Below are 22,999 nucleotides of genomic sequence, written 5' to 3'. Positions count from 1 at the left end.
GAATAATGGGAGTGAGTGATGGGGTGAGCTTTATTTCAGTTTTTTTACCGGACCGTTATTAAATAACTGATCCTAATATCCGGGGTGGTCGCCCCCGCGAAGGCGGGGGCCCATCAGGTGGCTCAGGCCTGAGCTATCGTCCCCTGGACTCCCGCCTTCGCGGGAGAGACGGAAGTAGGCGGGAGAGGCGGAACTGCTCGGGGGTGGCGGCAGTTCCCGGGAATGATGGTCGCTCCCGGGAGTGGCGTGCCCGGGCTGCCGGGCCGCCTTTATTCCCAGGCCGGGAAGGGGTCGGGCAGTTGTTGCCAGGCGGCGGGGCCCTGGTGCAGTTCCTCGTCGGTCAGCAGGCAGGCGTCCAGCTCGCGGCACAGCCCGGCCTGGTCCAGGCCCTGGCCGATAAACACCAGCTCCTGGCGGCGATCGCCGTAGGGCTCGGCCCAGCTGGCCAGGATATGCTCCCGGCTTTCTTCGTCTTCGGGCCAGTCTTCCTCGGGCACCGCCTGCCAGAACAGGCCGGCGCCGCCGTGGTAGGCGATGCCGCCGGCCTGGTTCCACTGGCCGGCAAAATCCGGGCGGCTGGCCAGCCAGAAAAAGCCCTTGGAGCGCAGCAGCCTTCCTTCGTCCCGGGGCCGGTGCAGACAGTCGAAGAAACGTTGGGGGTGGAAGGGGCGGCGGGCGCGATAGACGAAGCTGCCTATGCCGTATTCCTCGGTCTCCGGGCGGTGCTCGCCGCGCAGCTCCTGCAGCCAGCCGGGGGCGCGGGCGGCGCGCTCGAAGTCGAAGCGGCCGGTGGCCAGCACCTTGTCCAGGTTCACCCGGCCCTGGCGGATGGGCAGGATCTCGGCTTCGGGGTTGAGCCGGGCGAGGATGGCGGTCAGCTCCGCCAGTTGCGCCGGGCTCACCAGGTCGGTCTTGCTCACCAGCAGCAGGTCGCAGAATTCCACCTGCTCGATCAGCAGGTCGGTCACGCTGCGCTCGTCGTCTTCGCCCAGGCTCTCGCCCCGCTCAGCCAGGGCCTGGGCGGCCTGGAAGTCGGCCAGGAAGTTGACCGCGTCCACCACCGTCACCAGGGTGTCGAGCCGGGCGATGTCGTGCAGGCGGCTGCCGTCCTCGCCCTCGAAGGTAAAGGTTTCGGCCACCGGCATCGGCTCCGAGATGCCGGTGGATTCGATCACCAGGCAGTCGAAGCGGCCCTCGCCGGCCAGCCGGCGCACCTCCAGCAGCAGATCCTCGCGCAGGGTGCAGCAGATGCAGCCGTTGCTCATTTCCACCAGCCGGTCCTCGCCCCGGTGCAGGCTCACCTGCTGCTGCACGGTGGCGGCGTCGATGTTCACCTCGCTCATGTCGTTGACGATCACCGCCACCCGCAGGCCCTGGCGGTTGTTGAGGATATGGTTCAGCACCGTGGTCTTGCCGGCGCCGAGAAAACCGGACAGCACGGTCACGGGGAGGGGGGAAGGGCTGGACATTGTGTTTGCTCCGCTTGCTTGCCATGGCTTATGATGAATCAGTTGTTATAACATAACACAGTTTGTTTATCCCCTGTATCAGCAAGGAGCCCCGGTCATGAGCATTACCGATCAGCTGTCGTCCTGTTTCGCCCCCGTCAGTGTGCAGGGCGGCGATCCCGCCACCCTCACCCGGATCTATGAGCCCGACTGCAACCTGGCGGTGTGGCAGCGGCCCCTGCCGGCCGGGGTGGCCGACTATGTGCAGCGGCTGCTGCAGGCGGGCAGCCGGGTCAGCGTGCACGAGCTGGTGCCGGCCGAGGCGGTAGCGGGGGAGCTGGCCGGGCAGTTGCCGGATCTGCCCGGCCGGGAGGCCCTGGCCGCCGACGTGCAGCAACTGGCGGAGATGTTCGCCTGCCTGTTCGATCTGCCCCGGGTGGGCGTGCGCCTGGCCAGCCTGCAAACCGCCATGTGCCCGCGTTTCCACGTGGACCGGCTGCCCTGCCGGCTGGTGTGCACCTATTCCGGCCCGGGCACCCACTGGCTCAACCAGGAGCAGCGCAACCAGCTGCTGGCGCAAGGGGGTCGGGAGCCGGAGCAGTGGCAGCAACTGGCGGTGGGCGAGGTGGCGCTGATGAAGGGCGACGGCTGGGAAGGGGAAGAAGGCCGGGGCCTGTGGCACCGTTCGCCGCCGGTGCCCACCGGCTACCGGCGGCTGTTCCTGTCGATGGATTTTGCCGACTGAACCGAACCAAACGGGTGCATGCGCACTATTTTGGTGTTCTGTTATGGTGCGCTGCCGGGCGGCGGTGGTGGCGCCGCCGGATAAAGCACCACGAATACCACCAAGGTGGTAACTTTAATGCTTGGAAATGGTCCGACCGGGGCAGCTCCGTCTTTTCCACGCCATGGAACGCTTCTTGCTGAAGGTGTTGAAAAAGCACTAAAAACAAGGAGTTTGCATGGAATCGGCAGCCATGAGCGGTCAGTTTGTTTCCCCCCATATGGCCGGTCGCGGCCCCCGCATGAGCCTGGCCCTGCGCCTCAGGATGAAGCGGGCCTGCTGGCTCAACCGGCGCAGCATCGCCGGCCTGGAGCAGGTGTTCGACGGCTTTGCCGCCACCCGGGTCAGCCTGCTCCAGCGCTGGGCAGGCCAGCAGTGGTACTTTCTCGAAACCCTGGGCCCGCGGCTGGACTGGCGGCAGCCGGCCGCCAACGGCGCCCTGCTGCGGGATCAGTGCCGGGAAAACGGCGACTGCTCCGAGTTGTTCATGCTGTCGGCCGAAGGGCGGGTGCTGGCCTCCAGCCAGGCCGGACGGGAGGGGCAGGTCGACACCGACGCCAAGGTACTGGCCGAAGCCGGGGCCAGGCCCTTTCTGCACGGCCCCTACGCGGATCCGGTCACCCTGCGGCTCGGCCCTTCCAGCTCGCGCTTTCACGACGCCATGACCCTGATGTTCTACTTTCCGGTGCGGGTGAAGGACGAGCTGCGCGGCCTGCTGTGCGCCCGGGTGCCGAACGACGTGATGAGTGACCTGATCCAGCGCGAAGCGGGACACATCTACCCCGATTCGGGCGACAACTACCTGTTTATGGTCGAATCCCGTTTCGACTCGCGCATCGCCCCCGGCACCGCCCTGTCCCGCTCCCGCTTCGAGGACAGCACCTTCGGCGGCGGCGAAAACCTGAAGGAGGGCATCAACACTCCCTGGGGCCAGATCCGCATCCGCCACCATACCGAGCTGGAGCTGCGCTTCACCGATCCGGCCACCGGCGAGCTGCATCCGGGCGTAAAGAGCACCATAGAACGCGGCCACAACTGCTTTGTGCGCTACCCGGGCTATGCGGACTACCGCCATATCCCGGTGGTGGGCAAGGGCGTCACCTTCTCCCTGCCCGGCTCGCCGGATCGTTTCGGCATGATGTGCGAGGCGGATCTGGCCGAGGTGTTCAGCCGCCGCCCCCTGGGCTGGCAGCTGCAGGCCGGCTACCAGGCCTGCGTGCTGCCGGTGCCGGCCTTCAACCTGGCGGCGGCCGGGCTGGAGCTGGCGCTCGCCCCCTTGCTGCTGGGCAACCTGCTGATGCTGCTGCTGTCCGGCTGGTGCTTTACCCGGCTGGAGCCCAGGCGGTTGTCGCGCCGGCTGAACGAGATGACGGGGGTGGTGCGCACCCTGGCCGAAGGCGAGGGCAACCTGCGCCAGCGGCTGGACAAGTCGCGCCTGGGGCGGGACGAAACCGGCGAGCTGGGCATGTGGATGAACAGCTTTATCGACAACCTGGACGGCATGATGGGCTCGGTGATCGCCATGGCGGAGCGGCTGGAGCAGAGCAACCAGGGGCTGTTCCGGGTCAACCGGCAAACCCAGGACCACTCCCGCACCCTGTCCTCCGCCATCGAGCAGATGCTGGCGGCCCTGGCCAGCCAGCAGCAGCAACTGGATCTGGCCAGCGCCACCGCCGGCGAGATGAAGCAGGCCATGGATCAGGTGGTGGTGCGGACCCAGCAGCAACTGCTGTCGGCCCGGGACGGCAACCAGCGCATCCGCGAGGTGGTGTCCAGCTCGGCGGCGGTGGTGCGGAGCCTGGACGGCCGGGCGACGGAGATCGACGACATCGTTTCCGCCATCAGCGACATCACCAAGCAGACCGAGCTGCTGGCGCTCAACGCCGCCATCGAAGCGGCCCGGGCCGGGGAGTTCGGCCGGGGCTTTTCGGTGGTGGCCGACGAGGTGCGCGCCCTGGCGGCCCGCACCGCGGTGGCGGCGGAGGACATCCGCCACAAGGTGGAAGGTATGCAGGGGGAAACCCGGGCGGCGGTGGCCATGATGGAAAACGGCGTGGCCGAGGTGGATCAGGGCCTGCGCCTGGTGGACCAGGGCGGCGAGGCGGAGCAGCGGCTGCAGCAGAAGGTGGAGCAGATGTTCACCGCCATCCGGGACATGGCCGAGACCCGCGAGCAGAACCGCCAGGCCACGGCGCTGATCGCCGGGCTCACCGAGGAAATGAATGCGTCCTTCGGCGAGCTGCAGCGCAGCACCGAACAGGTGAAGGGCACCGCCTTCGGCCTGCAGCAGCTGGTGGGCAGCTTTGAGGTCAGCCGGGGCTGAGGCGGCCGGGCGCGCGCCGCGGCTTTACATCCGCGGCCGCCGCCTTACAATGGCTCGCTTTGTGTCGAAAAAGGAAGCAAAGCCCATGCAGTCTCTCCACTGCGCCCGCGAGGGCGGACCCAGCCTGGCGGCCCGGCCGCTGCTGTGCGTCGGTACCGGTGAATACAGCGAAAAGGGGTGGTTTACCTGATGTCCGTCTGCCCCGAACGCCGGCGGGTGGCCACCCGCAGTTATCCCCTGTTCAAACAGATCCGCAAGCACTTCATGCGCGAAGCCAGCCATCTCAAGCGCGGACACTGGACCCTCAATCACCTGCTGGACTATACCCGGCTGCGCGACGAGTTCGCCGCCTACCCCTGGTTGCAGCCCGAATGGCTGGACCGGCTCTCCCTCGACCTGATGGACTGGCATCACCCCGGCCACCGGCCGCTGTTCGAGCACTTTCGCCGCCGGGCGCTGGACGAACATCGGGACATTTATGCCCCCCGGCCCCTGTACTGGGGCGAAAGCCGGCCCCAGCGCGCCGATGCGGCGCCGCAGATACACGACTACGGCATGCGCTATCGCTGCAACGTGGCGCTGCTGGAACACCAGCACGAGCAACCGCGGATGGTGGGCAACTGGGTGCTGACCTTCGTCGCCGATATCCCCGAAGAGCGGCCGGCCCCGGCACTGGAAATGACCCTCAACAGCCTCTACCTGCTTCCGGAGTGGCAGGGCTACGGTGTGGGCTCGGCGGTGAACCGGGTGGTGAGCGAGCTGGTGTGCAAGGTGCTCTCGCCGCCGCTGGCCCGCGCCCTGCCCAGGGAACTGCCGGCGCCGCCGGCGATGCAGTTCGACGCCGACTACACCAGCCGCAACGGCCAGCGCCTGGGCCGGCAGATGGCCCGCCGGCTGGCGCCCATGGCCCGCCAGCACGGCCTGCTCTATTACGACTGCGGTCGGCTGCGCATGCAGGGGGCGGCCAGGGGCTGAGCCCTTCAGTCGAAATCGACCGACCGGAAGTGGGGGTTGTCGGTAAGCGCCTCCATGCGGGTCAGTTCCGCCAGCCGCACCAGTTGCTCGGCCCCGTCGGTGCCCAGCAGCAGGCACTCCTGTCGCTGTGCATCGCGGCGGGTGTCGAGGGCGATGCCCGTCAGCCGCTCGCCCGAGGCCAGGGTCAGCCGGACCCGGTAGCGGTACAGGCAGGCGATTTCGAGGTAGTCATGCTGATCGCAGCTCATCATGGTGTGCTCCTCCGGTTCAGCCCAGGTGCTCCAGGGGCAGGGCGGTGTCCTGCTTGATCCGCCGCAGCACAAAGCTGGAGCGCACCCCGGTTACTCCCTCCAGCCGGGTCAGCTTGCCCAGCAAAAACTGCTGGTAGTGCTCCATGTCGCGCACTATCACCTTGAGCTGGTAATCGGCCTCGGTGCCGGTGATCAGATCGCACTCCAGCACCTCGGGAAAGCCCAGTATGGCCGCGTCGAAGGCCTCGAACCGCTCCGGGGTGTGCCGGTCCAGGGAGATGTGGATATAGGCCTGCAGGGTCAGCCCCAGTTTGGCGGCGTTGAGCCGGGTCACGTGATCGAGGATAAGGCCGGCTTCTTCCAGTGCCTTGACCCGGCGCGAGCAGGGCGAGGGCGACAGGCCGACCCGCTCGGCCAGCTCCAGGTTGCTGATGCGGCCATGGCGCTGCATCAGCTCCAGGATGCGCCTGTCGGTGCGGTCGAGTTGGATGAGGTTGCTCAAGAATCTGTCCTTATGGCAATAACTGTTCTTAATGGATTATAGGTGGGGAGAGTTATTGCGTTAAGGGGCGGAAATGACTTTATCTTTGCAACCACTCACCCCGGCTTTGGCGCTACTATGGTTCCATCTTCTGGGACAGGCGGACCGACACCCTCGGACCCTGCCGCGAACCGGGCTTATCCCCCCGGCCAGCCCCACCGAGCACACCAGGCCTTATCGGGCGGGTAGTGTGGACCGGCGCCACCAGCACCGGGTGTAGCGGAAGCAAAGACACGGCCGATGCCGGCATTAAAAGAGCGCCCCGAGCGCTCTTTTTGCGTTTGTGCGGCCACAAAAAAGCCCCGGCGCAGGCCGGGGCTTCAGTTTGAGTGACAAAATTCATTACCCGCTATGTCGACGGGGCTTTCCCTTTATCACTGCCATTTCATCATCGTCATCTCCGCGAAGGCGGAGATCCACGACATACGGCACTGGACTCCCGCCTTCGCGGGAGTGACCACAGAGAAATTCGCAGCTTTGTCCGCAGCGTGAAGCCCCGGCGCTGGCCGGGGCTTGATGACTTGCCGCGTGGTTCCGCTTACAGCTGCGGGCCGGCGGCCACCAGGGCCTTGCCCTCGGCGGTGTCGGTGAACTTCTCGAAGTTGTTGACGAAGCGCTGGGCCAGATCCAGGGCCTTGGCGTCCCAGTGGGCCGGCTCGGCGTAGGTGTTGCGCGGATCCAGGATGGAGACGTCTTCCACGCCCTGCAGCTCGGTGGGGATGGCCACGTTGAAGTAGGGCAGGGTCACGAAGTCGGCGTTCTCGATGGAGCCGTCGAGGATGGCGTTGATGATGGCACGGGTCGCCTTGATGGAGATCCGCTTGCCGGTGCCGTTCCAGCCGGTGTTCACCAGGTAGGCCTCGGCACCCACCGCGTCCATGCGCTTGGCCAGCACCTCGGCGTACTGGGTCGGGTGCAGGCTCAGGAAGGCCGCGCCGAAGCAGCTGGAGAAGGTGGGGGTGGGCTCGGTGATGCCGCGCTCGGTGCCGGCCAGCTTGGCGGTGAAGCCGGACAGGAAGTGGTACTGGGCCTGGTCACGGGTCAGCTTGCTCACCGGCGGCAGCACGCCGAAGGCGTCGGCGGTCAGGAAGATCACCTTCTTGGCGTGGCCGGCCTTGGACACCGGCTTGACGATGTTGTCGATGTGGTGGATGGGGTAGGAAACCCGGGTGTTCTCGGTTTTGCTGCCATCGTTGAAATCGACGCTGTTGTCGGCCAGCACGGTCACGTTCTCGAGCAGGGCGTCGCGGCGGATGGCGGCGTAGATCTCGGGCTCGTTTTCCTGGCTCAGGTTGATGGTCTTGGCGTAGCAGCCGCCCTCGAAGTTGAACACGCCGTCGTCGTCCCAGCCGTGCTCGTCGTCACCGATCAGCTGGCGGTTGGGGTCGGTGGACAGGGTGGTCTTGCCGGTGCCGGAGAGGCCGAAGAAGATCGCCACGTCGCCGTCCTGACCCACGTTGGCGGAGCAGTGCATGGAGGCGATGCCCTTGAGCGGCAGCAGGTAGTTCATCATGGAGAACATGCCTTTCTTCATTTCGCCGCCGTACCAGGTGCCGCCGATCAGCTGCATGCGCTCGGTCAGGTTGAAGGCCACGAAGTTTTCGCTGTTCAGACCCTGCGCTTGCCAGTCGGGGTTGGTGCACTTGGCGCCGTTCATCACCACGAAGTCGGGCTCGAAGCCTTGCAGCTCTTCCTCGCTGGGGCGGATGAACATGTTCTTCACGAAGTGGGCCTGCCAGGCCACCTCGGTGACGAAGCGCACGGACAGGCGGGTGTCCGGGTTGGCGCCGCAGAAGGTGTCCACCACGAACAACCGTTTGCCGGACAGCTGGCGGGTGACCAGGCCCTTGAGCTGCTCCCAGGTTTCGGGGCTCATGGGCTTGTTGTCGTTCTTGCCCTGATCGGCCCACCACACGGTGCCGCGGGTGACGTCGTCACGCACTATGTATTTGTCTTTCGGAGAGCGGCCGGTAAAGATGCCGGTGTCCACCGCAACGGCGCCCAGATTGGTAACCACGCCCTTTTCGTAGCCTTCTAAATCTGCACGGGTTTCTTCTTCAAACAACTGGTCGTAGGAAGGGTTGTAAAGGATCTCGGTTACGTCGGTAATACCGTATTGGGAAAGGCCTAATTGTTGCGCCTTGGACGTCATTGTTATCTCCTGGGTACAGAGGGGTTGGATAGTCATTGTTATTAGTGTTGTTTTGGAACAAGAGAATATCAGTTATTAAGCGGAGTTTAGGGGATCAGCTTCAAAATTTGCAATTTTGCGCGGCGAATTAAGCGAAAAGGGGCGAAATGCCCCTTTTTGCCATCTTGAAATGTTAATGCAATGTCGGCGGGTTATTAAATAATGTCTGTAAATCAGCGCCATCGAAGCGATAGTGCTGGCCGCAGTAGTCGCAGTGCATTTCAATTTTGCCGTGTTCTTTCACAATATCGTAGGCTTCATCCCGGCCTACCTGCAGCAAGGCCTGCTCGCATTTTTCCCGGGAGCAGGTGCACTGGAAGCTGACGTCCTGGGGATCGAACACCCGCACCGCCTCCTGGTTGTACAGCCGGTACAGCACCTCGTGGGCGTCCAGGTGCAGCAGCTCCTCCGCCTTGATGGTGTCGGTGAGGGTTTCGAGATGGGCGAAGTCGTTCTCCTGTCCGGCGTCGCCGGCGGGCAGGGCCTGCAGCAACAGGCCGGCGGCGAGCTGCTGGCCGGCACGGGGGTCGGTGAACAGCCAGATGCGGGTGGCCAGCTGCTCCGACTGGGCGAAGTAGTTTTCCAGGCTCTTGCTGAGGGAGTCGGCGCTCAGCTCCACTATGCCCTGGTAGCGTTCGCCCTCGTCGGGGGTGATGGTGATGGCCAGGTAGCCCTTGCCGACCAGGTCGGCAAGCTGGTCGCTGTCGGGCACCCGGCCTTCCCAGCGGGCCACGCCGCGCAGCTGCTGCCGGTGGTCGCCGTTGATCACCGCAAGCGATACCGGGCCGTCGCCCTGCAGCTGCACCGTGATGTGGCCTTCGAACTTGAGGGTGGCGGTGAGCAGGCTGGTGGCGGTGAGCAGTTCGCCCAGCAGGCGCTGCACCGGGGCCGGGTAGGCCTGGGCGGCCAGGATCTGGCGGTAGCTCTGCTGCAGCTGCACCAGTTCGCCGCGCACCTGGTGGTGGTCGAACAGATAACGGTGGAGTTGATCGGTCTTGGTCATAAGGGATCCTGTATGCTGGCTCAGTCGCCTTGTTTGATTTTAAGCAGGGTGCGCCTTTCCTTCTTGTCCGGCCGGCGCTCGGGGCTGGGTGCGAACTGGGTGTTGAGCTTGCGGGCCTCGGCGTTTCGTTCCCGCTGGCGGAGGCTTTCCGGGGTTTCCCGGTACAACCGCTGGGCGATCTCCGCCTTGCTCCGGTGCTCGGACAGCTCCAGTACCACCACTTCCTTCTCGTCATGGCCCTGGCGCAGGCGGATAACGGCGCCCACTTCCACCACCTTGCTGGGCTTGGTGCGCTGGCCGTTGTAGTGCACCTTGCCGCCATCGATCATCTCACGGGCCAGGCTGCGGGTCTTGTAGAAGCGGGCGGCCCACAACCACTTGTCCAGCCGGACGGACAGTTTTTCTCCGTTCATTGCACTCGCTCACATGAAAACCGAAGCCGGATTATACCAGATGCCCCGACCGCCGGAGTAGAAAGGGGCGGCAAAAGCATGGTTACCGCAACTTGTGGGCAGACGTTTATCCCCAGTTGCGATAACCTCTGAATAGTGGGTGAACATAACGACGGAACAGGCATGGCGGACGACAAACAGAAACCAGAGATACTGCATACGGAACTGGTGGCGGAGAGCCGCCTGTTCAAGGTGGAATCGGTCCATCTGAAGTTCAGCAACGGCGTGGAGCGGGTCTATGAGCGCATGCGCGGCAGCGGTCGCGGCGCCGTCATGCTGGTGCCGCTGCTGGATGATGAGACCCTGTTGTTGATCCGCGAGTATTCCGCCGGCACCCACAGCTATGAGCTGGGTTTTCCCAAGGGGTTGATCGATCCGGGGGAAGACGCCATGGAGGCGGGCAACCGCGAACTGATGGAGGAGATCGGCTACGGGGCGCGGCAACTGAGCCACCTCAAGCAGGTGACCCTGGCGCCCGGTTATTTTGGCAGTCGCATGGATATCTTATTGGCACGGGATTTGTATCCCGAACAGCGCGAGGGGGATGAGCCGGAGCCGCTGGAAGTGGTGCCCTGGCCGCTGGCCCGGCTGGGCGAACTGATGGCCCGGCCCGACTTCAGCGAGGCACGCAGCATCTGCGGCCTGTTCCTGCTGCAGGACTGGCTCAATAAAGAGGAGTAACCATGGATATCACTGCCTTGTTGCCAGGCGTCAAGGCGGCGGCCCGTGAGGCGGGCCGCCGCATACTGACGCTGTACGACAGCGGCCATTACCAGGCTGAGCACAAAGAGGACGACAGCCCGGTCACCAGCGCCGATCTGGCGGCGCATGCCTACCTCGACCAGGCCCTGCGCCGGCTGGCCGACATTCCGGTATTGTCGGAGGAAGGGGGCGATATTCCGCTGGCCGAGCGCCGCGACTGGTCGCGTTACTGGCTGGTGGATCCGCTTGACGGCACCCAGGAATTCATCGCCGGCAGCGGCGACTTTTCCACCATGATCGCGCTGGTCGAACAGGGCCGGCCGGTGCTGGGGGTGGTCTATGCCCCGGTGCAGGATCTGATGTACTACGCGGTGCACCAACATGGTGCCTTCAAGGAGGCGGATGGCAACACGGTGCGCATCCGCGCCCGCCATCACGACCGGCAGGCGCCGCTCACCGGCCTGTGCATCGCCATCAGCCGCCGGCAGGACGTGGAATGGGTGCGTTCCCGGCTGAGCACCAGCCTCGACTACCGGCTGGTGCCCCTGGGCTCGAGCTCGCTCAAGTCCTGCCTGGTGGCGGAAGGGGCGGCCGATCTCTACATCCGCATCGGCCCCACCGGCGAGTGGGATACGGGCGCGACCCAGTGCATAGTGGAAGAGGCGGGGGGAAGGATCCTGGATCTGAACCTGGACCGGCTCAGCTATAACCTGCGCGACAGCCTGATCAACCCCAACTTCATCACCCTGGGGGACGAGGGGCTGCCCTGGAGGCAGATACTGGTGGCGGGCGGCAGGGGGTGATGCCGCTGCCTGCTCATTCGTCGTCGACGGCGTAATCTTCGATTTCGATACCCAGCTCGGCCATGATTTCCCGGGCCCGGGCGGGGATCTGGTCGGGCACGTCCTTGCGCAGGTCATCGTCCTGGGGCAGGGGCTGGCCGGTATAGGCGTGCAGGAAGGCTTCGCACAGCAGCTCGCTGTTGGTGGCGTGGCGCAGGTTGTTGACCTGGCGACGGGTGCGCTCGTCGGTGAGGATCTTCAGCACCTTGAGCGGGATGGAAACGGTGATCTTCTTGACCTGTTCATTTTTCTTGCCGTGCTCGGCGTAAGGGCTGATATAGTCGCCGTTCCATTCAGTCTTCATCATTCACCCGTAAAAGAGGTTAAAAATCCGAACGGATTGTAACCCCTACATTTTTTATTGGCAATCCAACCACAAAGCCTTATGGACGTCCGGAAGGCTTGACGGCTTTTTCCGGCTGGGTTACTGTGCGCGTCTTGGAAATTCCGGATCATCAGGCTGCCAGCGTGCAAAGGAGAGGACATGCCCGACTACCAGACCCAGACTTACGCCGTTCGTACCGGCATCGACACCGATACCCAGCATGGTGCCGTGGTACCGCCGGTCTACCTCACCAGCACTTATTCGTTTGCCGATTATAACCAGCCGCGCCAGTTCGACTACACCCGTTCCGGCAACCCGACCCGGCAGACCCTGATCGAGGCCCTGACCAAGCTGGAAGGCGGCGCGGGGGCGGCGGTCACCTCCACCGGCATGGGCGCCATCAACCTGATCATCACCTCCCAGCTGCAGGCCGGCGACCTGCTGCTGGCACCCCACGACTGCTACGGCGGCAGCCACCGGCTGTTCAACGCCCTGGCGCGGAAGGGCAACTTCCGGGTGGAATACGTGGATCAGAACGATTCCGCCGCCCTGGCCGAGGCCCTGGCCAAAAAGCCGAAGATACTGTGGATTGAAACCCCGTCCAACCCGCTGCTGCGGGTGGTGGACATCGCCGCCCTCTGTGCCGCGGCGAAAGACATCGGCGCCCTCTCGGTGGTGGACAACACCTTCCTGTCGCCGGCGCTGCAGCAGCCGCTGACGCTGGGCGCGGATCTGGTGGTGCACTCCACCACCAAGTACATCAACGGCCATTCCGATGTGCTGGGCGGGGCCGTGGTGGCCGCCGATGGCCAACTGGCCGAGGAGCTGCGCTGGTGGGCCAACTGCCTGGGGCTGACCGGCTCCCCCTTCGACAGCTACCTGACCCTGCGCGGCCTGCGCACCCTGGGCGTGCGCATGCGCCAGCACTGCGAGAACGCCGCGGCCCTGGTGGCCTACCTGCAGGGCCGGCCCGAGGTGAAGGCGGTGTATCACCCCAGCCTGCCCGGCAACCCCGGCCACGAGGTCGCCGCCCGCCAGCAGTCCGGCTTCGGCGCCATGCTCAGCTTCGAGCTGGACGTGGACGAGGCGGGCATGAAGGCCTTCCTGCAGCAGCTGCAGCTGTTCTCCCTGGCCGAGTCTCTGGGCGGGGTGGAGAGTCTGATCGCCCACCCGGCGACCATGACCCACGCGGCCATGACCGAGGAAGCCCGCGCCGCCGCCGGCATCAGCAACCAGCTGCTGCGGGTGTCGGTGGGGATCGAGGACGTGCGCGACCTCATTCACGATTTAGACAATGCATTCAAGGCGTTAACCAAGTAAATGACCATGCTCCAGAATGACACCGGCGGCCAGCGGCGCCCGGTCCACAAGTTTGGCGGCAGCAGCCTGGCCGACGCCGCCTGTTTTCACCGGGTGGCCGGCATCATCCACAACCTGGCCCAGCCCGACGCCCTCATCGTGGTGTCGGCGCCGGGCAAGACCACCAACCGACTGATCGAGCTGCTCAGCCTGTTCACCAGCGGTGACAGCGCGGCGCCCGAGGCGCTGGAAGGCCTGCACGGCTTTCAGCGCAACCTGATCGAGACCACCCTGGACGAGGCCGGCGCGGCGCCCCTGCTGGCGGCCCTGGACGACGACATCCAGACCATCGCCGCCGTGCTGGAAAGCCAACGCCTGGGGGATGACCAGCGCAGCCTGATCCAGTCGTTCGGCGAGGTCTGGTCCTCCCGCCTGCTGGCCCGGCTGCTCGCCGGCCAGGGCCTGCCGGCGGCCAGCCTGGATGCCCGCCGTTTCCTGCTGGTGTCCGGCTCGCCGGTGCAGGTGGACGAAGCCGAATCCCGCCGCCGACTGGGCGCCATCCTGGCCGAGCACCAGGACCGGATCCTGGTGGTGACCGGCTTCATCGCCGCCGACGCCGAGGGGCGTACCCGGCTGCTGGGGCGCAACGGCTCCGACTTCAGCGCCACCCTGCTGGCGTCCCTGGCCGACAGCAGCCACGCCACCATCTGGAGCGACGTGCCTGGGGTGTTCAGCGCCGATCCGCGGCGGGTGAAGGAGGCGCGACTGCTGACCCGGCTGTCTCTGCCGGAAGCCGCCGAGCTGGCCCGGCTGGGTTCGCCGGTGCTGCACAGCCGCACCCTGGGCCCGGTGGCCGCCAGCCGCCAGCAGCTGATGCTGCGCTGCAGCTACCACCCGGACGACGGCCATACCCGCATACTGCGTCAGCCGCAGCGGGCCCAGGGCGCGCGCATCGTCACCGCGGTGGACGATGCCGTGCTGCTGGAGATGACCATTCCCGCCCGCTACCAGGAAACGGTGGACGCCCTCACCGACTGGCTGACCCGGCGGGAACTGGCGCCCCTGGCCTGCAAGCGCCGGCCCGAGCGCCAGCTGTGGCAGATTGCCTATACCCGGGAGCAGGCCGAGCAGGCCTTCTCCCTGCTCAGGGATCACCAGCCCGCCGGCGGCTTCGAGGGGCTGCAGCTGCGGGAAGGTTTCTCCCTGGTGGCCCTGGTGGGCAAGGGAGTCACCGCCCAGGCCGAGCAGTGCCTGCATTTCTACCACGCCCTCAACGAGCAGCCGCTGGAGTTCATCCAGCCCGCCGGCAACGGCCTGAGCCTGGTGGGGGTGGTGCGCAGGGTGGTGCTGGATCCGCTGCTGCTGCGCCTGCACCAGAGCCTGTTCAGCCGGCCCAGGCGGGTCGGCCTGGTGTTGTTCGGCCGGGGCAACATCGGCCAGGCCTGGCTCAGGCTGTACCGGGAGCAGAAGGCGCGGCTGGAGCAGGAGCTGAACGTGCAGCTCAGCCTCTACGGTGCCTTCGACTCCCGCGGCGGCATGCTGGCCAGCCAGGGGCTGGAAGTGGAGCAGGTGCTGCACGACTTCCAGCCCAGATCCATCGTCTGGCCCGACTGGCTGGAAGATCTGGAGGAGCACGGCTTCGACAGCCTGGTGGCCCTGGACTTCACCGCCTCCGAGGCGCTGGTGCAGCATTATCCGGCGCTGGTACAGCGCCATGTGCACCTGATCGCCGCCAACAAGCACGGCGGAGCGGCGGAGCAGGCGTTCTACCTGCGGCTCAAGCAGGGCCTGGCCGAGCACAGGGTGCAGTTTCTCAGCAACGCCACCGTCGGCGCCGGCCTGCCGGTGCAGACCGCCATCCACCAGCTGCGCCACTCGGGCGAGCAGATCCGCGCCATCAGCGGTCTTTTCTCCGGCACCCTGAGCTGGTTGTTCCAGCACTTCGACGGCAGCCAGCCCTTTTCCGAGCTGGTGCTGCAGGCCTGGCAGCAGGGCCTGACCGAGCCGGATCCCCGGGAGGATCTGAACGGCCAGGACGTGAAGCGCAAGCTGGTGATACTGGCGCGGGAGGCTGGCTTCGATCTGGATCCGGCCAGGGTCAGGGTCAGCAACCTGGTGCCCGAGTCCTTGGCGACGCTGGACAAGGACAGCGTGATCGACCGGCTGGACGAACTGGACCAGCCCCTGGCCGAGGCCCTGGCCCAGGCCCGGGAAGAGGGCGGGGTGCTGCGCCACGTGGCCCGCTTCGATGCCCAGAGCGGCGAGGCCAGCGTGGGGTTGGAAGTGGTATCCGGTGAGCACGCCTTCGCCCACCTGCGGCCCGGCGACAATGTGTTCGCCATCGAGACCCAGCACTACCGCCAGAATCCCCTGGTGATCCAGGGCCCCGGCGCCGGCCGGGAAGTGACTGCCGCCGCCATGCAGGCGGATCTGTGGCTGCTGCTGGCCACCCTGTAAACCAAGGAGGCTCCCGCAAGGGAGCCTCTTCAACTTGATGAAGACCTTCCTCCGCATTTTTAATTGTGGTCATCTCCGCGAAAGCGGAGATCCATGGAAGATTGCACCGGACTCCCCCCTTTGCGGGGGTGACTACAGAGTAATACGAAGGTTGACCAGCAACTTGCCGAGCAGGAACGCCGCGCTTAGCGCAGCTTTATCCAGGTGGTCTTGAGCTGGGTGAACTTGTCCAGGGCGTGCAGGGAGAGATCCCGGCCGAAGCCCGACTGCTTGTAGCCGCCGAAGGGGGTGCTGAAGTCCAGGGCGTCCATGGTGTTCACCGAGACGGTGCCGGCCCGCAGCCGGCGCGCCACCCGGTGGGCCCGGTTCAGATCGTTGGTCCACACCGAGGCCGCCAGGCCGTAGATGGAGTCGTTGGCCAGGGCGATGGCCTCTTCCTCGCTGTCGAAGCCGAACAGGGCCGCCACCGGGCCGAACACCTCGTCCCGGGCCAGCGCCGCCTCCGGATCCACCTTGTCGAACACGGTGGGCGGCACATAGGCGGTCTCCGCTGCGCCTTCGCCGCCGGTCAGCAGCTCGGCGCCGTCCTCCCGGGCCTGGCGGATGCATTGGCGTACCCGGCCGGCATGGGCCAGATCGATCAGTGCCCCTACCCGGGTGTCCGGATCCAGGGGGGCCCCCACCTTGAGGGCGCGGGCCCGGGCTAGGAACTGCTCCACGAACTGGGCCTTGATGCGGTTGTCCACCAGGATGCGGGAGTTGGCGGAGCAGACTTCGCCCTGGTTGAAGAAAATGCCCTGGGCGGCGTGGGCCACCGCCTCGTCCAGATCGCAGTCGGCAAAGATGATATTGGGACTCTTGCCGCCGGTCTCAGGCCAGACCGGCTTCATGTTGGACTCGGCGGAGTAGCCCATAAACAGCTTGCCCACCCGGGTCGAGCCGGTAAAGGCGAGGCAGTCAACGTCGTTGTGTAAGCCCAGGGCCTTGCCCACCACCTGGCCCAGGCCGGTGACCACGTTGAGCACGCCGTCGGGCAGGCCTGCTTCCCGCGCCAGCCCGGCCAGGCGCAGGGCGGTGAGCGGCGACTGCTCGGCGGGCTTGAGCACTACCGAGTTGCCGCAGATCAGCGCCGGGGCCAGCTTCCAGGCGGCGATGTCGAGGGGAAAGTTCCAGGGCACCACGGCGGCCACCACCCCTATGGGTTCGCGGGTGATGGTGGCGACGCTGTGGCCGTCGGTGGGGGCGACCTCGCCGTAGAGCTTGTCCACCGCCTCGGCGTACCACTCGAAGCAGGCGGCCGAGCCGGGAATGTCGATGTTGAGCGCATCCTGTATCGGCTTGCCCACGTTCAGGCACTCCAGCAGGGCCAGCTCTTCCGCATGTTCCCGGATCAGGGCGGCCAGCTTCAGCAGCACCGCCTTGCGCTCCCGGGGCGCGGCCCGGGACCAGGCTCCGGCGTCGAAGCTGCGCCGGGCGGCGGCCACGGCCCGGTCGACGTCCGCCTCGTCACAGGCCGCCACCTGCCCCAGCAGCCTGCCGGTGGCCGGATTGACCATGGCATAGCTTGCCCCGCTGGCGGCGTCGGCAAAGCCGCCGTCGATAAAGGCCCGGGTTTCCAGGGTGAGTTGTTCGCACTTGTGCTGCCAGTAGGCTTTGTCTCGTACAGTCATCCTTCTCTCCATTCACCCCTGCTCGGGGTTTCCTCGTCCTGTCAGTATCGATCCCAGGGCGGAATCCGCTCCAGTCAGCGGCTGCCTTGTCTTGCCAGCCTATGAAGCGAGCCTGTATCTGTAAAATATTTTAATTTTTTGTTTTGGATTTGATTTACCTATGCTGATCATTTCAGGCTGCGATAGAAGCGGCTGTCGGTGAAGACGGTGCTCGACAGCTGCTGGGCCTGTTTGCCCAACTGCTCGATAAAGGCCTCCGCCGCCGGTGTCAGCCGGAACTGGGCCAGCCGGGCCACCCCCATGCGCAGGGGGCGCAGGTTGTCGGTCAGCGGCACGTGGGCGAGGCGCTTGCCGTCGAGCGCCAGGTTGTTGACCAGGGGCACGTTGAACAGGGAGTAACCGAAGCCGTTGGCCACCAGGCCACGTACCATGTCCATCGACCTGGCCTGGTAGGCGAAGTCGGGCTCCAGCCCCTGGCTGAGGAACAGGGAGAAGAAATACTCCCGGCTCATGGGCCAGTCGAGCAGCACCATGGGGTGCCCGGCCAGCTCCGCCAGCGCCAGCTCGCCGCGCTCCGCCAGGGGATGATCCTGGCTCATCACCGCGTAGGGCGGGAATTCCATCAGCGGCTCGAACTCGATGTCCGCGGGGATCTGCAGGTCGTAGGTCAGGGCCAGTTCGTAGCGGCCGTCGTGCAGGCCCTGGATGATGTCCTTCTGGTGCTTTTCATCGCACTGCACATTCACCGCCGGGTACATGTCGTTGAAACGGCGGACCAGACCGGGCACCAGTATGGGGGTGAAGGTGGGAAAACCGACGATGCGCAGGGAGCCGGCCACATCCTGCCCCAGGGTGCTGGCGTAGTGGGCCAGGCCGTCGGCCTGGCCCAGCAACTGCTTGGCCTTGACGATAAACTGCCGGCCCGAGGGAGTGAGCGACAGCCCCTGGGCATGGTGGCGCACGAACAGCTGCAGCCCGGTGACGCTCTCCAGGTGCAGGATGGCGGAGGAAATGGAGGGCTGCGAGACGTGCAGCTCCTCCGCCGCCCGGGTGACGCTGCTGTGTTCGCCGGCCACCACGAAGTAGCGCAGTTGCTTGAGGGTAAAACGCATAGGCTTGCTTCCTGCAAAGGGAAACGGCTCGGCAAGCGCCCTTCCCGAACCATTATTTAGACTGTGCTAAAAATATATCTGGATTTGAAAAAATAATGCAATGGAATTGATGACTTTCCACCTTCGATGAGACGGAAATAGAAAAAAGCGGGAGTATACCCCCGCTGAAACACAACAGAGTGGACAAGTGAGAGAGTAAGCCTTTTTATGTTTATTTTTACGATTTTTGTATCTGTTCTTCGGATTGCGGTATTGTTGCTTCCAGCCTAGAAGGTTTGGCTGCCCGTGTGGCGTAAATGGCATACAGGGATGAAATTAGGGTCAGAGCGACTGCGGCAGTGACGAAATAGCCTAGGGTTGGGTAGCCCCCCAGATCGAAAGCATAGCCTGCTAGTGTCGGTGCCACGGCGGTGCCGGCCATCACGGCTGAGCCAGCAGCAGCGGCGATGCGGCCCTTGGTATCGGCCACGCTGGCCAGCGCCATCATGCAGCTATAGGTGAAGAAATGGGCAGTTGACCAGAGCACGACGATGATGGTGTAAGCCGGATAGCTCTCGGTCTGCGTCACCGAGTATGTGATCACACCGGTGGTGACTATGCCCAGTACCAGTAGGGTGCCTCGGCTCAGGTATTTACCGGCCCACAGCAGAATTATGGGACCTAGCAGGGAGGTGGCGCCGTGAATTCCGAACAGAAAGCCGAGAGACTCAGGAGCCATACCGATGCGTGTGGTACCGATATGTTCGGCGAATACCCATACCATGGTGTCACGCACAAAGTAGAAGCAGACCATGGCGAGAATGGCTAGGGAGACCGGCTTGAACAGCACAGAGCAGCGGTTGCCCTCGGCTTCTTGCTGCATATGCTGCTCAGGATGCTGGGGCAGCATCAGGATCAGGGGGATCAGCAGAGCATGCACCACCACTAGTACACCCATGGCGCCAGCCAGCGACCAGTAACTGATGGCGGACGGTACCAGACTGAGCAGAAGCACCATCAGAATAGTACCGAGCAACACTATTTTATTAATGCTGTCATCTGGATCCCTGTAGCCGGCCACTACGGCGTTGCCGCAGGACAGGGCAATGCCACTGCCTATACCGGCGAACACAAAGGAAGCAACACCCTGTCCGTAGCCGTCGGCAAGCATTACGGCGATGCTGCCGGCAATGGCGATAAGGGTACCAGCAAGGGCCAGAGTGCGGCGGGGGGCTCGCCCGATTATTGGTGCGAGAGCCAGTGAAGACAGGCACATGGTAGTGATGTAATAGGTGATAAGGCTACCGGCCTTGGACTCACCAACTCCGAATTCGCTCATCACGGAAGTGAAGATAAATGGTAATATCAGCAGAGGCGCGAGACCAACGCCATAAATGGCCGAAAAAGGGGCCAATATTTTCTTGTCTAGATAATTCCCTTTTATCATTTTCAACTACTCCTTTGTTTCATGATATCGATATTTTATCTTCGATGTGAAAAAATAAGTACCTGTTGAGTCATGTCCTTGTCGGTATTGATGTAATGTGTAAGCTTTTAATGAATCGTGTTGAGAGCCACTATCGTGTTGCCTAAGTAATAAGTTGTTTTTGTTCCTGATGTTTAACGTAAATTGAGTTGGCGAACGTTCATTAAATGTTCACCATTTGATAGGCCAATTCTCCCAGCCCATGCTTTTCATAGTCTTATTTCTGCTGCTAGTTGCTGTGCCCTTTTAATGACCTCTTCCTGATGGGGCAATACAATATTGGTGTAGCCCAGTGTACTGCCAAACACCTCGAAGGGATTTTCGCTTATGTATTGGGCTCCACACAGGCCTTCCAGCACGCTCAGCCCCATGTAGGGAGTGGAGGCTAGGTCATAACCGCCCTCCTGACACATCACTAGGCGGCCTTCACACAGTCGGTCTGCGCACTGCGCCATCGCCGTACTCATGGTCCTGAAACCGCTGGGAGTGACAGCCATGCGACCAAGGGGGTCATAGCAGCCAGCATCCAGCCCACAGGCTACAATGATGAAATCGGGTCTGAAGGCTTCCAGCGCCGGTATTACTACTCGATTGAGCACGTTTAGGTATACGGCATTGCCGGAGCCAGGCGGTAACGGAATATTGAGGTTGTAGCCCTTGCCTTTGCCTTCTCCCCGGTAGTCCATGGTACCGGTATTCTCTTCCAGAAAGTAATAATCCTGATGAATGGACAGGGTGAACACGCTTGGATCCCGCCAGAAGATTTGCTGGGCGCCATTGCCGTGGTGCACGTCCCAGTCAACAATGGCAACCCGCTCTATATTGGGATAACTCTGAGCGTGTCGGGCTGCCAGAGCGGCGTTGTTGAGTACACAGAAACCGGCTCCCCTGTCGGTTTCGGCGTGATGACCGGGCGGACGGACCAAGGCAAAGGCGTTGTCTACGGACTTGTTCATTACCTGATCTACTGCGGTTATGACACCGCCTGAAGAGAGCAGGGCGATGTCGAAACTATTTCCGGCAAAGACTGCACCGGGGCCGGCGACGCCAGCTGGTGAGTTGCGCTGACTGCTCAGGATTTCAAAATATGCCGGGGAATGCACACGCAGAATTTCTTCTGTCGTGGCCATGCGTGGTTTGATAGTGGTAAGTTTCTCGAGAACGCCCAAGGCGGAAAGAAGATTGTAAAAGCGCCTTTTGATATCCGGTCGGTCTGGATTGGCGCCCGGCTCGATATAAAAAGGAGGAAATGCCTGGTTGAGGCTGTCGTACCAAAAATATTTTTCACTGTAAACTAGCCCGGTATCTCTCAACATGATTCAGCTCCGTGAAGTTGAGATGGATTTGACCTGAAGGTCAAATCCATCAAGGGTTCAAACTGCTGTCAATCAACCTGTGTAGGCTTACAGAAAGCCTTCCGCCTTCAGTTCCTGGACGGTGACTTCGATGCTCTCCCGCAGGGTGGCGATCATGAAGTCGATATGCTCCTTGGCCAGGGTGAGGGGCGGCGACAGCACGTTCATGTGGGCCAGGGGGCGCACTATCAGGCCGCGGGCCTGGCAGTGGGCGGCGATGCGGTTGCCGACCCGGGCCTGGGGATCGATCAGGGCCTTGGTCTCCTTGTCGGCCACGTTTTCGATGCACATCATGAACTTGCGGCCGCGTACGTCGCCGACGATGGGCAGGTCGAGCAGGGTCTTCAACTGGGTTTCGAAATAGGCGCCCATGTCGCGCACCTGGGCGCACAGTTGTTCCCGCTCCATGATCTCGATGTTCTTCAGACCGGCGGCACAACTGACCGGGTGTCCCGAGTAGGTGAAGCCGTGGGTGAAGATGGCTCCGTCCGCCTGGGGTTTGCTTATCACCTCGTAGATCTCGTCCGAGAGGATGGTGGCCCCCAGAGGCAGGTAACCGGAGGTCAGGCCCTTGGCGCAGGTGATGATGTCCGGCACTATGCCGAACTCGGCCTCGGAGGCGAACATGTGGCCCAGGCGACCGAAGGCGGTGACCACCTCGTCGGACACGTAGAGCACGCCGTATTTGCGGCACACGGCCAGGATCTTCCGGTGGTAGCCCTCGGGCGCCACTATGACCCCGCCGGCACCCATGATGGGCTCGGCGAAGAAGGCGGCGACATTGTCCGGGCCCAGCTCCAGGATCTTGTCTTCCAGCTCCTGCACCTTCTCGTTGCAGAAGTCCTCCAGGCTCTGGCTGGCCGGGCGGCGATAGGGGTTGGGGCAGGAGATATGGTGCACCAGCTGCTCCTCGATATCGAAGCCGATATGGTCGAACTTGACCCCGGTGATCGACATCGCCATATAGGTGCTGCCGTGGTAGCCGTCGATGCGGGAGATGATCTTCTTCTTGCTCTTCTTGCCCAGCTGGTTGAAGTAGAAGTGGATGATGCGCACCGCGGTGTCGTTGGCGACGGAGCCGCCGCAGCCATAGAACACGTGGTTGAGGTTGCCCGGGGCCAGCTCCGCCAGCTTGGCGGCCAGCCGGGCGGCGGGCACAGTGGTGTGGTGGCCGAAGCAGGAATAGTAGGGCATCTGCCGTACCTGCTCGGCGATGGCCTCGGCCATCTCTTCCCGGCCGTAGCCGATGTTGACGCACCAGAGTCCGCCGATGCCGTCCAGATAGCGGTTGCCGTCGCCGTCGAACACGTGCACGTTATCGCTGCCGGCCAGCACCATGGAGCCGGTTTCCTTGAAGGTGGAGAAGTCGGTCCAGGGATGGATGTAGTGATCCCTGTCCTGCTGCCACACTTCCTGCATGCTGATGTTGGTTGGTTTGGACATTTTCGACATCGCTCCTTTGCTCGTACTTGAATACCATCACCGGCCTGTCGTCTCGCTCCCTGAGCCACTTCGACTCAAAGGCTTAACAAACCGCTAACCTTGAGATTACGGATCATTTAATCATTGTTAAAATATTATTTTTTCACTATTTGTATTTGAAAAAACTATGCAAGGGGGATGGAGTGGAAAGAGTCCCAAAAGAGGTTCCCTTCGGCACTTTTCGGGACAAATCAGTGAGTTTCGGCCCTCAAATGGGCCCGGGACGACTGGACTGATACCGAGTGCCGGCTGCTTTATCTTCCGCTGATAAAAACGGCGACCGAGGTCGCCGTTTCAGTTTGATGACAAGGTCGTTGTCATG

The 22,999-nt window shown here is 63.5% G+C and carries 19 protein-coding genes; 7 read left to right on the top strand and 12 right to left on the bottom strand.

Features of this window, described 5'->3' with window-relative positions; all coding sequences use genetic code 11:
• Positions 1 to 269: 269 nt before the first annotated feature.
• Positions 270 to 1,469, bottom strand: coding sequence for a zinc metallochaperone GTPase ZigA (gene zigA, locus ACT7DK_RS18635; protein WP_445401783.1), 1,200 nt, complete (start codon positions 1,467 to 1,469; stop codon positions 270 to 272).
• A 97-nt stretch (positions 1,470 to 1,566) separates the two neighbouring features.
• Between zigA and ACT7DK_RS18630 the strand changes: the two genes are divergently transcribed.
• From ACT7DK_RS18630 to ACT7DK_RS18620, 3 genes are all read left to right on the top strand, one after another.
• Entirely contained in the window at positions 1,567 to 2,193 is a 627-nt protein-coding gene (locus ACT7DK_RS18630) for a DUF1826 domain-containing protein (protein ID WP_445401781.1), read from the top strand.
• 217 nt (positions 2,194 to 2,410) lie between these two features.
• Entirely contained in the window at positions 2,411 to 4,555 is a 2,145-nt protein-coding gene (locus ACT7DK_RS18625) for a methyl-accepting chemotaxis protein (protein ID WP_445401779.1), read from the top strand.
• Positions 4,556 to 4,744: 189 nt separating this feature from the next.
• Complete coding sequence (locus ACT7DK_RS18620) at positions 4,745 to 5,530, top strand: hypothetical protein (protein ID WP_445401777.1); 786 nt, start codon at positions 4,745 to 4,747, stop codon at positions 5,528 to 5,530.
• A gap of 5 nt (positions 5,531 to 5,535) precedes the next feature.
• Here ACT7DK_RS18620 and ACT7DK_RS18615 read toward each other — a convergent pair whose 3' ends face one another.
• The 5 genes from ACT7DK_RS18615 to hslR all read right to left on the bottom strand — a co-directional run bounded on the left by ACT7DK_RS18615 (position 5,536) and on the right by hslR (position 9,929).
• Complete coding sequence (locus ACT7DK_RS18615) at positions 5,536 to 5,781, bottom strand: Rho-binding antiterminator (protein WP_445401775.1); 246 nt, start codon at positions 5,779 to 5,781, stop codon at positions 5,536 to 5,538.
• 16 nt (positions 5,782 to 5,797) lie between these two features.
• Entirely contained in the window at positions 5,798 to 6,283 is a 486-nt protein-coding gene (locus ACT7DK_RS18610; RefSeq protein ID WP_445401773.1) for an Lrp/AsnC family transcriptional regulator, read from the bottom strand.
• A gap of 577 nt (positions 6,284 to 6,860) precedes the next feature.
• Complete coding sequence (gene pckA, locus ACT7DK_RS18605; protein WP_445401771.1) at positions 6,861 to 8,474, bottom strand: phosphoenolpyruvate carboxykinase (ATP); 1,614 nt, start codon at positions 8,472 to 8,474, stop codon at positions 6,861 to 6,863.
• A gap of 172 nt (positions 8,475 to 8,646) precedes the next feature.
• Complete coding sequence (hslO, locus tag ACT7DK_RS18600; protein ID WP_445401769.1) at positions 8,647 to 9,516, bottom strand: Hsp33 family molecular chaperone HslO; 870 nt, start codon at positions 9,514 to 9,516, stop codon at positions 8,647 to 8,649.
• A gap of 20 nt (positions 9,517 to 9,536) precedes the next feature.
• Positions 9,537 to 9,929: a ribosome-associated heat shock protein Hsp15 gene (gene hslR / locus ACT7DK_RS18595; protein WP_445401767.1), complete on the bottom strand. Its 393-nt coding sequence runs from the start codon at positions 9,927 to 9,929 to the stop codon at positions 9,537 to 9,539.
• 162 nt (positions 9,930 to 10,091) lie between these two features.
• Here hslR and nudE point away from each other — a divergent pair, with 162 nt between their 5' ends.
• Together nudE and cysQ are read left to right on the top strand one after the other, a co-directional pair.
• Positions 10,092 to 10,649 carry an ADP compounds hydrolase NudE gene (nudE, locus tag ACT7DK_RS18590; protein ID WP_445401765.1) on the top strand — a complete coding sequence of 186 codons (558 nt, stop codon included), beginning with the start codon at positions 10,092 to 10,094 and terminating at the stop codon, positions 10,647 to 10,649.
• 2 nt (positions 10,650 to 10,651) lie between these two features.
• Positions 10,652 to 11,473 (top strand): 3'(2'),5'-bisphosphate nucleotidase CysQ, encoded by an 822-nt coding sequence (gene cysQ, locus ACT7DK_RS18585; RefSeq protein WP_445401763.1) that lies wholly within the window; start codon positions 10,652 to 10,654, stop codon positions 11,471 to 11,473.
• Between the two features lie 13 nt (positions 11,474 to 11,486).
• Here cysQ and metJ read toward each other — a convergent pair whose 3' ends face one another.
• The gene (gene metJ, locus ACT7DK_RS18580) at positions 11,487 to 11,816 is read right to left on the bottom strand and encodes a met regulon transcriptional regulator MetJ (protein ID WP_445402408.1); all 330 of its coding nucleotides are present in this window, start codon (positions 11,814 to 11,816) and stop codon (positions 11,487 to 11,489) included.
• Between the two features lie 180 nt (positions 11,817 to 11,996).
• On the opposite strand from metJ, the gene metB reads away from it, so the two are divergent.
• Both metB and metL read left to right on the top strand, forming a co-directional pair.
• Entirely contained in the window at positions 11,997 to 13,157 is a 1,161-nt protein-coding gene (gene metB / locus ACT7DK_RS18575; RefSeq protein ID WP_445401761.1) for a cystathionine gamma-synthase, read from the top strand.
• Positions 13,158 to 13,163: 6 nt separating this feature from the next.
• Positions 13,164 to 15,593: a bifunctional aspartate kinase/homoserine dehydrogenase II gene (gene metL / locus ACT7DK_RS18570; RefSeq protein WP_445401759.1), complete on the top strand. Its 2,430-nt coding sequence runs from the start codon at positions 13,164 to 13,166 to the stop codon at positions 15,591 to 15,593.
• Positions 15,594 to 15,778: 185 nt separating this feature from the next.
• Here metL and ACT7DK_RS18565 read toward each other — a convergent pair whose 3' ends face one another.
• From ACT7DK_RS18565 to ACT7DK_RS18545, 5 genes are all read right to left on the bottom strand, one after another.
• Positions 15,779 to 17,263 carry an aldehyde dehydrogenase gene (locus tag ACT7DK_RS18565; protein WP_445401757.1) on the bottom strand — a complete coding sequence of 495 codons (1,485 nt, stop codon included), beginning with the start codon at positions 17,261 to 17,263 and terminating at the stop codon, positions 15,779 to 15,781.
• Between the two features lie 167 nt (positions 17,264 to 17,430).
• Positions 17,431 to 18,375, bottom strand: a complete 945-nt coding sequence (locus ACT7DK_RS18560; protein WP_445401755.1) for a LysR family transcriptional regulator — start codon at positions 18,373 to 18,375, stop codon at positions 17,431 to 17,433.
• Between the two features lie 217 nt (positions 18,376 to 18,592).
• Positions 18,593 to 19,801: an MFS transporter gene (locus ACT7DK_RS18555; protein ID WP_445402406.1), complete on the bottom strand. Its 1,209-nt coding sequence runs from the start codon at positions 19,799 to 19,801 to the stop codon at positions 18,593 to 18,595.
• 248 nt (positions 19,802 to 20,049) lie between these two features.
• Complete coding sequence (locus ACT7DK_RS18550) at positions 20,050 to 21,156, bottom strand: class II histone deacetylase (RefSeq protein ID WP_445401753.1); 1,107 nt, start codon at positions 21,154 to 21,156, stop codon at positions 20,050 to 20,052.
• A gap of 87 nt (positions 21,157 to 21,243) precedes the next feature.
• Complete coding sequence (locus ACT7DK_RS18545; RefSeq protein WP_445401751.1) at positions 21,244 to 22,638, bottom strand: aminotransferase; 1,395 nt, start codon at positions 22,636 to 22,638, stop codon at positions 21,244 to 21,246.
• Between the last annotated feature and the right edge of the window lie 361 nt (positions 22,639 to 22,999).

Source organism: Zobellella sp. An-6 (genome assembly GCF_052487945.1).
This window is presented reverse-complemented; position numbering and strand designations above follow the sequence as displayed.

Coding starts and splice junctions, on each gene's coding strand:
- zigA (WP_445401783.1), bottom strand. CDS start 1,469: ATGTCCAGCCCTTCCCCCCTCCCCGTGACCGTGCTGTCCGGTTTTCTC.
- ACT7DK_RS18630 (WP_445401781.1), top strand. CDS start 1,567: ATGAGCATTACCGATCAGCTGTCGTCCTGTTTCGCCCCCGTCAGTGTG.
- ACT7DK_RS18625 (WP_445401779.1), top strand. CDS start 2,411: ATGGAATCGGCAGCCATGAGCGGTCAGTTTGTTTCCCCCCATATGGCC.
- ACT7DK_RS18620 (WP_445401777.1), top strand. CDS start 4,745: ATGTCCGTCTGCCCCGAACGCCGGCGGGTGGCCACCCGCAGTTATCCC.
- ACT7DK_RS18615 (WP_445401775.1), bottom strand. CDS start 5,781: ATGATGAGCTGCGATCAGCATGACTACCTCGAAATCGCCTGCCTGTAC.
- pckA (WP_445401771.1), bottom strand. CDS start 8,474: ATGACGTCCAAGGCGCAACAATTAGGCCTTTCCCAATACGGTATTACC.
- hslO (WP_445401769.1), bottom strand. CDS start 9,516: ATGACCAAGACCGATCAACTCCACCGTTATCTGTTCGACCACCACCAG.
- hslR (WP_445401767.1), bottom strand. CDS start 9,929: ATGAACGGAGAAAAACTGTCCGTCCGGCTGGACAAGTGGTTGTGGGCC.
- nudE (WP_445401765.1), top strand. CDS start 10,092: ATGGCGGACGACAAACAGAAACCAGAGATACTGCATACGGAACTGGTG.
- cysQ (WP_445401763.1), top strand. CDS start 10,652: ATGGATATCACTGCCTTGTTGCCAGGCGTCAAGGCGGCGGCCCGTGAG.
- metJ (WP_445402408.1), bottom strand. CDS start 11,816: ATGAAGACTGAATGGAACGGCGACTATATCAGCCCTTACGCCGAGCAC.
- metB (WP_445401761.1), top strand. CDS start 11,997: ATGCCCGACTACCAGACCCAGACTTACGCCGTTCGTACCGGCATCGAC.
- metL (WP_445401759.1), top strand. CDS start 13,164: ATGCTCCAGAATGACACCGGCGGCCAGCGGCGCCCGGTCCACAAGTTT.
- ACT7DK_RS18565 (WP_445401757.1), bottom strand. CDS start 17,263: ATGACTGTACGAGACAAAGCCTACTGGCAGCACAAGTGCGAACAACTC.
- ACT7DK_RS18560 (WP_445401755.1), bottom strand. CDS start 18,375: ATGCGTTTTACCCTCAAGCAACTGCGCTACTTCGTGGTGGCCGGCGAA.
- ACT7DK_RS18555 (WP_445402406.1), bottom strand. CDS start 19,801: ATGATAAAAGGGAATTATCTAGACAAGAAAATATTGGCCCCTTTTTCG.
- ACT7DK_RS18550 (WP_445401753.1), bottom strand. CDS start 21,156: ATGTTGAGAGATACCGGGCTAGTTTACAGTGAAAAATATTTTTGGTAC.
- ACT7DK_RS18545 (WP_445401751.1), bottom strand. CDS start 22,638: ATGTCCAAACCAACCAACATCAGCATGCAGGAAGTGTGGCAGCAGGAC.